The following is an 11,320-nucleotide window of genomic DNA, read 5'->3' on the forward strand; positions in this document are numbered from 1 at the left end:
TTACCCCAGTGGGGCGGGGCGCTATTGTAATGACAGCCCTTGAGACTCAGCAATAGGGGCAAACAAATATAGTTTTTGTGGCAAAAACAGCAGCGAATAAACTGCTATTCCTGCTGATAAAGGGGGCGTGGTTTGGCCAGGCCATAACCTTGAGCGAAGTCTATTCCCATTTCGGTCAGCTTGTGACAAATCTCCATGTTTTCAACATATTCGGCTACGGTTTGGATTTTCATAGCGCGGGCAATATCGTGAATAGATTGCACTATGGCGCAGTCAAAAGGATCGATCAGCAAGTCGCGGACAAAACTGCCATCAATTTTGACAAAGTCGACCGGGAAGTTTTTCAGGTAACCATAAGATGAAAAACCACTACCGAAGTCGTCTAAGGCAAACTTACAGCCCAGCTGTCTGAAGTGGGAGATAAAATCCAGCGTCTGGTGCACATTTAAAATCGCCATACTTTCGGTGATTTCAAAACACACCTTAGAAAAAGGAATGCGATACTCACGGAACAATGAACTGACATAAGCTTTGAACAGTGGGTCGGTTAACGAGGCGCCGGATAAATTGATATTAGCTAAACTCAGCTCCGCCAGATGGACTGGTTGTTGCGCCAGCCAGCGGAAATAGTTGCGGATCACCCAGCGGTCTATTTGTGGCATCAGACCATAACGTTCTGCAGAGCTTAAGAAGTTGCCAGGCGCTATTAAGCCTTGGTCTGGTAAAGATAAACGCAGCAGCAGCTCGTAATGCAAACCAGGCTGATCCTGTTGAATCGCGGTGATGGGCTGCATAAAAAGCACAAAGTTATCTTGTTCCAACGCCTGCCTTAAGGTTTTCAACCACTGAATTTCGGACTGATGGCGTTGCAATTCTTCGTCGTCGGCATTAAACATATGAATGCGGTTACGACCTTTTTCTTTGGCGACAAAGCAGGCTGAATCTGCTTGTTTTAACCAATGTTCGGTGCTTTGATTGCCGTCTGAGTTTTCTGCCAGACCTATGCTGACACTGATACTGAATACGCTGTCCTGCCAGATAAAACGGAATTCTTTCACTGTATCCAGCAACTGATGGGCAATAGCAAAAGCTTCATTGCTGGTTAAATGCGGTAACAGCACCACAAATTCATCGCTTTCTAATCTGGCTAAAGTGCCCCTGTTGTTCAGGACTCGTTGCATCTGGTTACTGATTTGGCATAACAAGGCATCACCGGCTCTGTGGTCGCAGGTGGTATTGATCAGTTTAAACTGATCTATATCCAGATAAAGTAAGGTGGCTTGATGAGCAAAACGCAGCGTCTGCTCCAGTTGTTCAATAAAATAATGCCGGTTGTACAAAGAGGTCAGCGGATCGTGTGTCGCCAGGTAAGCCAGCTGTTCGGTATTTTGTTTGTGCGCTGTGATATCCACTATAGAGCCGTGCACATAAGCACTTTGGGTACCGTCACCTTCGGCTAGCCGCGCTGACATTAAAGCCCAAAATGCTGAGCCATCAGCACGTAAACCCCGAATCTCAAAGTTTTTGTTATCACCCAGTTGCAGTTGTTTCAGCATCTGGGCTCTGTCTTCCGGATTGGCGTAATAACGCGCCATGCCGGTTTTTGCCACATCCAGCTGCATTTGTTGCAGGCTTTGATAACCCAACATGTTCAGCAATGCCTGATTGGCGGTGATCAATTGGCCTTGCAAGGTACTGGTAAACATCCCTTCAACAGCATTGTGATAGATGTCGTAATATTGTTGTAAATGGGCATTGGCCAGACGCTGGTGATCGATACTTTGTTGTTGGGTGCCCCTGATATTTTGCAGCAAGCTAAAACTCATCAGAGCCATGCTGCCCATCACCGCCATCAGTAGCAGATATTGCCAGGCCTGAGCTGTAGGCACATAACCAATTTGCGATAAGGCCAGCAGCACTATACAACCAAAGAAAAAAGACCAGCCCAAAGCAAAAGTTTTAGCGGTACGATCGCCTTTGATGGCATGCACCAGTGCAAACAATGTGTTTACGCCCAGACACAAAGCCGTGACCACCAACAGACCCCAGAATCGTAATTGGTTATTGGCATAGAGTGGGCTGAACAGTAATAACAAAGCGCTGATTAAACACAGATAAAAGCCAAACCGACCCAGTATGCTGCCTTGTTGTTGGCGTACATGCCAGCTAAAGAGCGTCAGGCAGGTGAAGGTTGCTCCGGTTGCCACATACAAAATAGCCTGATTGATTTCCGGATAATCAGGCCAAAGCATCGCAAAAGCCAGGCCGTTTAAAATCGCCAGCACCAAAGCGCAGTTAATAAAAAAGCCCGAATAATACAAATACAGTCGTTGTTGCAACGAGAAATATAAAAACAGGTTGTAGATAGCCATCAGCAATAAAACGCCACAAAGCAAACCATCCAGAATGTTTTTATACAACTGATCTAAGACGAAATCATTGTGCTGCCATAAAGTCAGCTGCACTGGCGCTATGGCTGCATCCTGCACTTTGACAAACAAGTCCAGTTCCTGCCCAGGTTCAAAATTCAGTGGAAATGCAAAGCTGCGATAGGCCAGAGCGCGTTGATAAAAGGGGACTGAAGCTCCTGTGCTGCTTAACAACTGCAAATCATTTTTGGCTCTGTTGTAGCTATAGACCTGAACCACGTCAGCCAATGGAAAGTCGTAATGCACGACGGTCTGAATTGGAGTCTGGCCTGTGTAATGTAAGCGGCTGAATAACCACAACGACTGGTCAGCACTTTGCAGCGACTTTTTGTATTCGGCGACCAAACGAAACGCATGGTGCCTTTCTGGATCAAAAATCAGCTCTTCCAGCGGCAAGGCTTTGTGAGTCTGTTGAAAATACAAATTAGCGCCCAGCTGGAGGCGACTGAGCTGTTTATCAAAACTATTGACCTGAGCATGGAAGGCAAAAGCACTATGACAAAACATCAGCAGCATAAGCCACCATAGCTTTATTCCATGCTGCAGTTTTATCGTCATCTAATCTCCAAGCTACTGAATTCTTTTGCTAATTCTGACAGTAGCATAGCGCCGCCTGCACTGTCAGCTGTGACCCAAAAACTTTCGCTATAGTCTTCGTAACAAAAAGTAAATGATTCATTGGCAAAGCTTAATCCCAGCTCCACCCTGTCCGCACCATAGGCCAAAGTGCCAGCTTTGACTGCACTTTGTGCAAACCATGACTTACATTGCTGGACTTGTTCAAAACGCATTGGCCATAAAGCAGTCAGTAGCAGTTGTTTCTGTTCAATTTGTACAATAAAACTGTTAGTTGTTTCGTTATTCATAAAACTTCCGTTAACTACTGCAGGAAATATCCATACCTTTACCCCAATCCGGAGGTGGCGCGGCAAAAGCTTCTTTACCAGGCTGCAACTGATAAGGTTGTTGCAACACCTGCATTAGTTCGTGTAAAGGTACTGTATCCCCTTGTTCTGACGCTTCAATAGCTTGTTGAGCCAGGTAATTACGCAGAATATATAAAGGGTTGACGCTGTTCATTTGGGTTTTACGTTCAGCTGTTGTAGTGGATTCCTTCGTCAGGCGAGCGCGGTATAACTCTGCCCACTGGTCAAAAGCCACAAGGTCCAGCATATGATCACGGATTGAAGAGCCATTGGTGTCATCCGAAAAATCAGCCAGACGGCGAAAACTTAAAGTGTAATCCTGCTTCTGTTGCTGCAATAACGCCAACCATTGGCCTATTAAAGCGCGATCCGTCGGTTCTATGCTGGCAAGACCGAGCTTTTTCCCCATCAAAGCCATGTAATGACTGACTAAGGTTGGCTCGTACAACCCCAGTGCAGATCGTAAGTCTTCTACTTCAATCAGAGGAGATAACGCATGAGCCAGCGCATTGAGGTTCCATAAACCTATACCAGGCTGTTCGTCAAAAGCATAACGGCCGCTATGATCCGAGTGATTGCAGATGTAACCTGGCTGATAGTCATCTAAAAAAGCATAAGGGCCATAGTCAAAACTGATACCTAGAATCGACATATTGTCTGTATTCATCACACCATGGTTAAAGCCAACAGCCTGCCACTGGCTAATCAGCTCTGCTGTGCGCACTACGACTTGTTGTAACATCGCTAAAGCTGGATTTTCTGCGTTCAGACAATCCGGAAAATGCTGCTGCACTGTAAAATCGACCAAGCGCTGTAATTGGTTTTTATCGCCTGTGTAAAAACAGTGTTCAAAGTGGCCGAAGCGGATATGGCTGGGGCAGACCCGTATCACCATAGCGCCTTGTTCTATAGTTTCTCGTTGTACAGGCTCGGTGCTGCCGACCAGGCTTAAGGCCCTGCTGGTTGGAATACCTAAATGAAACATAGCTTCGGAGGCTAAAAATTCGCGAATGCTGGACCTTAATACAGCACGACCATCACCAAAACGTGAATAAGGGGTGCGGCCAGCACCCTTTAAATGCAGGTCGTAATTTTTACCATCAGAGCCTTTTACATCCCCCAATAGCAAACCCCGACCATCGCCTAATTCAGGATTGTATTGACCAAACTGATGACCAGCATACTTTTGGGCTATCGGTTTGCTACCTGTAAACAGCTTTTTGCCACTTAAGTAGTCTGCAGCATCAGACTGTTGAAAAAATGCAGTAGGGATTTGCAACAAAGCCGCAGTGTCCGTGCTGTAGGCTAAAAGTGTTGGCTGCTCAAAAGCCGTGACGCTGACTGCACTGACTAAATCAGGTAAAGCTGATGCATAAGTGGAACTTAAAAGAAGTGGCATAACAAACCCCAAAACGGCAATAGCTCATTGTCGTCGCTGTGTTCAGTTAGCTCAAGCGCTTTCTGGAGTATTGATTTTACTGAATTTCAGCCTCTGACTTGTATAAACAAGTACTTAGGTCTTTAATGGAAAAAACATAGTAAAAATAAATCGAAGTCCACTTTCGGGGAGAATAACAATAATGCGATTTATACCTTTGATAGTATTAGTTTTAGTCGGATTGTCTGCACCTGTTTTAGCTCAGGATGCAGTAGCCGGAAAAACCAAAGCAGCAGTCTGCTCGGCTTGTCATGGCGCTGAAGGGATTTCGGTATTACCGGATTACCCTAACTTAGCAGGGCAAAAACAGAAGTATCTGGAAACATCCATTAAAGCGTATCGTGATGGCGTACGTAAACATGCGGTGATGTCACCTATGGCTGCAGGCTTGTCTGATGCGGATATTCTGGATTTAGCGGCTTATTTTTCTTCTCTGGCGGTTCAGTCGCCAGCCAAATAATCGCTGATTAAATCGAGGAAATCAGCGCCATAACGGCCTAGTTTAGTTTGGCCTACACCGCTGATGGCTAAAAACTCCACACTGTTGGTTGGGCAAGCTTGCGCCATTTCGATAAGAGTGGCGTCTGAGAACACCACAAAAGGTGGCACGTCATCGCGTTCTGCTATGGCTTTACGCAGCACTTTTAAGCGGGCAAACAGTTTACGGTCGTAGTTTTGTGGCGCTGTGGTTTTACTGCTACTACTGGCTTTGGTTTGCACCAGACGCGGTACAGCCAGTTGTAGTGTTTGCTCAGCACGTAATACAGCACGGGCGGCTTCCTGCAGCTTGAGGACCGAATGCTGGCTGATATCCTGCTGCAATAAACCACAATGCACCAACTGGCGCAAAATACTCAGCCAATAATCGTGTGATTCATCCTTGCCTATCGCATAAGTAGATAGCTTGTCGTGGCCCAGCTCATGAATACGGCTGGTCTGACTGCCACGTAGTACATCAATGACATGGTTCATACCAAAACTTTGATTGACTCTATAGACACAGGACAGCGCTTTTCTTGCCAATTCAGTGCCATCAAATTGCTTGGGTGGGTCGATACAAATATCGCAGTTGCCGCAAGGTTTCTGGCTGGATTCGCCAAAATAGTTCAGCAGCACTAAACGCCTGCAGGTTTGGGCCTGCGCAAAAGCAGCCATTTGGTTAAAGCGTTGCAAAGCTACTTCGGTTCTGCTGTTGTTTTCGTCTTTTTCGATCCAGCTGCGCATCCGGGCTATATCGGCAGGGTCCACCAGCATCAAAGCTTCGGCTGGCACACCGTCACGGCCAGCGCGGCCTGTTTCCTGATAATAAGCTTCGATGGTGCGGGGTAATTCAAAGTGGATCACAAAACGTATATTGGATTTATTCACGCCCATACCAAAAGCGACAGTGGCGATAATCAGCTGGATTTGGTCTTTTTTAAAGGCTTCCTGTACTGAATTACGCTGCTCATTGGTTAAGCCTGCGTGATAAGCCGCCACCTGAAAACCTTTGCCGGCCAGTTGCTCTGTCAGCTCGTCGACCTTGCGGCGAGAGGCACAATAAATAATGCCGCTTTGCTGCTCCTGTAGTTTCAGGTAATTGACCACTTGTTCCAGTGGGCGGAATTTTTCTTGTACTGTGTAACGAATATTAGGCCGGTCAAAACTACCTATGGAGACATAGGCCTGCTGCAAATTCAGCTGACGGCTGATGTCTTTTTGCGTGGCCGGATCTGCTGTGGCTGTTAAAGCCATCATAGGCACGTGCGGGAAATACTGTTTGAGCTGGGCCAGTTCAGTGTAATGGGGTCTGAAGTCGTGGCCCCACTGAGAAATACAATGTGCTTCGTCTATGGCAAACAAGCTGACGCCAACTTCTGCAAGACGTGACATAAAATCCGGTTGCAGCAAACGCTCTGGTGCCAGATACAAGAGTTTGAGCTGCTGATTGCGTAAACGCCGGATCACATCCTGAATTTCTTCTCTGCTTTGGCTGCTGTTAATAAATTCAGCTGCAATACCATTGGCCTGCAAAGCGTCGACCTGATCTTTCATCAGTGACATTAAAGGCGAAACAACCACAGTGACATAGGGCAATAATAAAGCAGGTAACTGATAACACAGCGATTTTCCGCCACCTGTAGGCATCAGTACAAAAGTGTCCTGACCGCTCAGGCAAGCCTGGATCACCTCCAGTTGTCCATGGCGGAACTGGCTGTAACCAAAAGCTTGTTTTAAGGTGTCGAACAATATCTGTGGCAAAGGACAAGGCTGCATTATGAAAAATCTGGCGCATTGTAATCAAAACTACAGATGCTGTCTTGGGCATTGTGTCATTGACTGCGCTGGAGTAGATTGCATACTGCTCTTACCAGTGAAGTTGAGGAAGCCATGCACGCCGATCAGTTATTACCTTTTATCGCCGATACTTTTGATCAAATGCCTTTTAATCGTTTGTTAGGTTTAAAAGTTACCCGTTTTGATGAACAACAAGCAGAAGTGCGTTTTGACTGGGCAGGCCAACTGGTGGGCAATCCGGTGCAGCAGATTTTACATGGTGGCGTGATAGCTTCAGTGCTGGATGTCGTAGGTGGGCTGATGGCTGTGTCCAGCGCCTTAACCCGATTGGGCGATATTGCTGATGCTGAACTGGCCGAAAAACTGGGCAAAATGAGCACTATAGATATTCGTACCGATTACTTAAGGCCAGGCCGTGGTCAGCAGTTTATTGCCACAGCTCAGGTGATCCGCACTGGCAATAAGGTGTGTGTCTGCCGGATGGAGTTACACAACGAGCAGGGTACTCATATAGCTTTGGGTACTGGCACTTATCTGGTGGGCTAATACCAATTTGTCCTCGCGAGAATCCTCTCTTTATTTTGCTCTTAGCTTGTACTTATACGCTATACATAATCTGTGTTGCCTTATCTCATACAATAGATTGATCTTTGCTGATTTTGATTTGATAAATGGGATAACTTGATAATAATGATACTGTCAGCGAGCAGAGATATGAGTGGCATTTAGCTGCTTTTCCTGGTTGTCACTCAATTTTATATGGATGTTTTTCAGTGAAGTTTTAATTTAAAAGGAGTTTCTATGCAGCTGTCTATTAAGCAAAGACTGATGTTATCGGTTGGGGTGATTTGTGTCGGCGTGGTTGTGATGACTGCTTTTGTGTTTATCCAGTTGGCCAAAATTGAGTCCCATCTTGATGATGTGGTGCACAGAGATACACCAGCTATTGATCAGTTGATTCAGGTGACAGAGCAGCAGTATGAACAAGAGTTATTATTGCAAAAAGAGCTGCGCTTTATTCCCAGACAAGAAAAGCAATCCACAGCTGAGTTCGATCGAATTACTGCTGAGTTTAAGCAACGTGCTGAGCAACTTAAAACCGCATTAAGTGATGCAGAGTCTTACTTAGTACCCTCACCAGGTATGACTGAGCAACAGTTGGTGATGGTGAATCAAAACAGAGAGCTGCTGCATTCCGTCAAGAAGATGTCGACAGAGTGGGATCTTCTTGCTGCGCAATTGATCCAAAGTGTTGGGGCAGGCCAGCAGGAGGCAGAGCTTGAAGCTAAATTGGCGAAGGTTGACGCTCAACTGATGACTGACGTAAAAACCTTATTACATAACGTAGAAGGTTTCACCGCAGCAGAAATTCAAAGTATTGATGATCAAACTAAATCCTTAGAAAAACAGGTGGTTATAGCTGCTGTATTGGTGATGTTGATTTCTATACTGATCAGTCGCTCTACCCGTATAGCTATTCAAAGAGGCTTGGCTAAAGCCATGGCTGCTTTAAAAGAATTGCAGCGAGGCAATCTGACCACTGCTGTTGTGGCTGACGAGCCTGCAGAGATTGGTGAAATGCTGACATTGATGGAGCAAACCAGACAAGATTTGGCGCAGTTATTGGTGTTGGTGCAGCGTTCTACCGTTGAGGTTTCTGGTGCTGCAACTGTATTGGCTGATAGTAGTCATGGCGTGCAGGATAATGTACAGCAGCAGAGTATGCAAATGGAGCAAATAGCTGCAGCTATGCACGAAATGTCGGCTACAGCCCACGAAGTCGCACAAAGTGTTTCCACCACTCATTCTGCCAGTGAAGAGGCAGCACAAAACTCTGTTTCCAGTCAGGCCATTAATACGCAAGCAGTGCAAAGCACTGAATCTCTGGTGAAAAGCTTAACTGAAAGCGCGGCCTCTTTATCTGAGCTTGAAAAAAATAGTGAGAACATAGGTGCAGTGCTGGTGGTGATTAAAGCGATCGCCGATCAAACCAATTTATTGGCATTAAATGCGGCTATTGAAGCAGCCAGAGCGGGCGAACAAGGTCGGGGTTTTTCTGTGGTAGCCGATGAAGTCAGGCACTTGGCGCAGCGCACTCAAACCTCAACCACTGAAATCGAAACCATGATTAGTACTTTCCGCCACAGCGCTCAACAAGCCGTAGTGAAGATGCAGCAAAGCAGTGAACTCGGCGGAAAAACTATCATGTTTTCCGGTCAATCCAGCGCACTGATGCAAAAAGTGAATGCCTCTATTGATAAGGTTCGGGATATGAGCCTGCAGATAGCCAGTGCAGCTGAACAGCAAAGCAGCGCTATTGAAGAAATTAATGTCAGTGTCAGTGTGGTGTATCAGGCTGCGGAACATAATGCAGAGCTGGTGACACAAGTCGCTGCTGCCAGTCAGCAACTGACATCCATGGCTGGAACATTGGACGCTGCAGTGAAAAGATTTCAGCTGCCTGCACTAGCTTGAACTCTGTGAACTTTTAATCCAGGTACTGGTAATTTAGTAAATGCCTGATTTATTAGTCGCTCGCTAACAGAGATAAGCCGCAGCTTATCAAACAGAGCTGCGGTTTTTTGGTTAGTCAGGTTTTGTTACTTGTTCTACAGTGACAGCTTTGATTTCTTCAGCTTCGCCCTGAGTCACTACGATTTCAATACGACGGTTTTTAGCTCGGTTTTCCGGGCTGCTGTTATCCACCAAAGGTTTAGTATCGGCACGGCCTTGCGCAATGATGCGATTGGGCTGCAGCCCTTTGTTTTTCAGCATCTCCTGCACTATGGCCACTGCCCGCAGTGAGGACAGCTCCCAGTTGTTTTTATACAGGCTGTCAAATTCCTGCAGATTGTCGGTATGACCTGTAACCACTATGGTACCGGGGATATCTTTTAATACAGTGGCTATTTCATCTATCAGTGGGGCAAGCCGTGGTTGCAGGAAGGCCGAGCCAGCCGGAAACAAAGTGGTATCTGTGATACGGATCAGCAGTTGCTGGCCCAGTTGCTCTACTTCAACTCTTTTGTTCTGAAACTGTTTTTGCAGTTTTCCCAGCATTTCTTTTTGATCTTTACGTTTACTGACCATGGCAGCAGACTGATTTTTTTGCAGATCTTCAGGGGCATTGATTTCAGCGTTGCCAGCGTTCAGATCTATTGCTACTTCGGGGATCAGACTTTCTTTGGTTGTCTCCGAAAGGTCTTGTTTATTCTCTTCTTTTTTCTCAACCAAAGACTTTTGTTCAACTTCTAAAATGCCTGTGCCGCCTTCTAATACAGGTGAACCTACAGGTCTGCTGATTAAGCCCACTTTGCCCATAGAGTCCATAAAGGCTTTGACCATTGCATTGTATTCAGACTGTTTGGCCATGGCGAAAGAGTACAACACGACAAAAAGCGCAAACAGCAGTGTCATGTAGTCGGCGTAAGAAACCAGCCAGCGTTCATGATTCTCTGGCGGTTCAGGCTTTTTCTTTTTCATCTTGGTGCTGACCTGTAAACGCTGCTAAGCGAATTTGAAGTTGTTGAGGGGATAAACCATCGGCAATGATGATAATGCCGGTCAGCGTCATGATTTTATAGTTACGGATCTGGCTGGCGAATAATTTGTAGCGGTTACCAAAAGGCAAAAACATCAGGTTGGCAAAAGCAACACCATAAATGGTCGCGACAAAAGCAACAGCTATACCGCCACCCAATTCATCGGGTTTATCCAATAAACCCATAGCGTGAATTAAACCCAGTACCGCACCTACTATACCCATAGTCGGGGCATAACCGCCCATGGCTTCGTAGAACTTTACCGTATGCTCGATTTCTTCCTGTTCCATCTCGATTTCCTGTTCAAGGGTTTCGAGAATGTAATCTTTATCAAAACCGTCGACCAGCATACCTATACCCCTTTTCAGAAAAGGGTCGTCTAACGTATCCAGTTTTTCTTCAAGAGCCAAAAAGCCGCCCTTGCGGGCTTGGGACGCCATATCCTGTAACAGTAAGCTTCGTTCTTGCATATCCAGCCTAAGCGGGATAATAAGCCAGATAAAACGTTTGCCGGCTTCAATCACTACATGAAAAGGGAACTGGGTCAGAGCTGCGCCAAAAGTAGCGCCAATGACAATTAAAAAAGCAGGCAAATTGAGCAGAGCTCCCGGATGTCCACCTTCCAGCAAGTTCCCGCCTACAATACAGATCAGCGCAACAATAATACCGATAAAACTCATTGCTTTACCCTATGGATCTCTTTATTCC

The 11,320-nt window shown here is 46.1% G+C and carries 9 protein-coding genes; 3 read left to right on the forward strand and 6 right to left on the reverse strand.

Annotation, left to right across the window (positions count from 1 at the left end; genetic code table 11):
• Window positions 1–104: 104 nt before the first annotated feature.
• Genes OM978_RS01985 through OM978_RS01995 form a run of 3 tightly spaced genes read right to left on the reverse strand, consistent with a single transcriptional unit; the run spans window position 105 to window position 4,754 of the window.
• Window positions 105–2,987 carry an EAL domain-containing protein gene (locus OM978_RS01985; protein ID WP_264345121.1) on the reverse strand — a complete coding sequence of 961 codons (2,883 nt, stop codon included), beginning with the start codon at window positions 2,985–2,987 and terminating at the stop codon, window positions 105–107.
• Window positions 2,984–3,295, reverse strand: coding sequence for a DUF3630 family protein (locus OM978_RS01990; protein ID WP_264345123.1), 312 nt, complete (start codon window positions 3,293–3,295; stop codon window positions 2,984–2,986). The genes OM978_RS01985 and OM978_RS01990 overlap by 4 nt, the downstream gene beginning before the upstream one ends.
• 10 nt (window positions 3,296–3,305) lie before the next feature.
• The gene (locus OM978_RS01995; protein ID WP_264345125.1) at window positions 3,306–4,754 is read right to left on the reverse strand and encodes a protein adenylyltransferase SelO; all 1,449 of its coding nucleotides are present in this window, start codon (window positions 4,752–4,754) and stop codon (window positions 3,306–3,308) included.
• A 181-nt stretch (window positions 4,755–4,935) separates the two neighbouring features.
• Here OM978_RS01995 and OM978_RS02000 point away from each other — a divergent pair, with 181 nt between their 5' ends.
• Window positions 4,936–5,253: a c-type cytochrome gene (locus OM978_RS02000; protein ID WP_264345127.1), complete on the forward strand. Its 318-nt coding sequence runs from the start codon at window positions 4,936–4,938 to the stop codon at window positions 5,251–5,253.
• On the opposite strand, the gene recQ is transcribed toward OM978_RS02000, so the two are convergent.
• Window positions 5,235–7,049, reverse strand: coding sequence for a DNA helicase RecQ (recQ, locus tag OM978_RS02005; RefSeq protein WP_264345129.1), 1,815 nt, complete (start codon window positions 7,047–7,049; stop codon window positions 5,235–5,237). The genes OM978_RS02000 and recQ overlap by 19 nt on opposite strands.
• Before the next feature lie 78 nt (window positions 7,050–7,127).
• Here recQ and OM978_RS02010 point away from each other — a divergent pair, with 78 nt between their 5' ends.
• Together OM978_RS02010 and OM978_RS02015 are read left to right on the forward strand one after the other, a co-directional pair.
• A complete protein-coding gene (locus tag OM978_RS02010; protein WP_319633891.1) occupies window positions 7,128–7,616 on the forward strand; it encodes a thioesterase family protein in 489 nt (162 codons plus the stop codon).
• 255 nt (window positions 7,617–7,871) lie between these two features.
• Window positions 7,872–9,545 (forward strand): methyl-accepting chemotaxis protein, encoded by a 1,674-nt coding sequence (locus OM978_RS02015; RefSeq protein WP_264345131.1) that lies wholly within the window; start codon window positions 7,872–7,874, stop codon window positions 9,543–9,545.
• 111 nt (window positions 9,546–9,656) lie between these two features.
• Here the strand turns inward: OM978_RS02015 and OM978_RS02020 are convergent, their stop codons facing one another.
• A complete protein-coding gene (locus tag OM978_RS02020) occupies window positions 9,657–10,553 on the reverse strand; it encodes a MotB family protein (protein ID WP_264345134.1) in 897 nt (298 codons plus the stop codon).
• The gene (locus tag OM978_RS02025) at window positions 10,534–11,292 is read right to left on the reverse strand and encodes a flagellar motor protein (protein ID WP_233010284.1); all 759 of its coding nucleotides are present in this window, start codon (window positions 11,290–11,292) and stop codon (window positions 10,534–10,536) included. Before OM978_RS02025 ends, OM978_RS02020 begins: the two co-directional genes overlap by 20 nt.
• Window positions 11,293–11,320: the final 28 nt, after the last annotated feature.

The organism is Rheinheimera sp. MM224, assembly GCF_947090785.1.
GTDB lineage: Bacteria > Pseudomonadota > Gammaproteobacteria > Enterobacterales > Alteromonadaceae > Pararheinheimera.

Bases quoted from the DNA above. Each gene is read 5' to 3' on its own strand.
- OM978_RS01985 (WP_264345121.1), bottom strand. From the start codon at position 2,987: ATGACGATAAAACTGCAGCATGGAATAAAGCTATGGTGGCTTATGCTG.
- OM978_RS01990 (WP_264345123.1), bottom strand. From the start codon at position 3,295: ATGAATAACGAAACAACTAACAGTTTTATTGTACAAATTGAACAGAAA.
- OM978_RS01995 (WP_264345125.1), bottom strand. From the start codon at position 4,754: ATGCCACTTCTTTTAAGTTCCACTTATGCATCAGCTTTACCTGATTTA.
- OM978_RS02000 (WP_264345127.1), top strand. From the start codon at position 4,936: ATGCGATTTATACCTTTGATAGTATTAGTTTTAGTCGGATTGTCTGCA.
- recQ (WP_264345129.1), bottom strand. From the start codon at position 7,049: ATGCAGCCTTGTCCTTTGCCACAGATATTGTTCGACACCTTAAAACAA.
- OM978_RS02015 (WP_264345131.1), top strand. From the start codon at position 7,872: ATGCAGCTGTCTATTAAGCAAAGACTGATGTTATCGGTTGGGGTGATT.
- OM978_RS02020 (WP_264345134.1), bottom strand. From the start codon at position 10,553: ATGAAAAAGAAAAAGCCTGAACCGCCAGAGAATCATGAACGCTGGCTG.
- OM978_RS02025 (WP_233010284.1), bottom strand. From the start codon at position 11,292: ATGAGTTTTATCGGTATTATTGTTGCGCTGATCTGTATTGTAGGCGGG.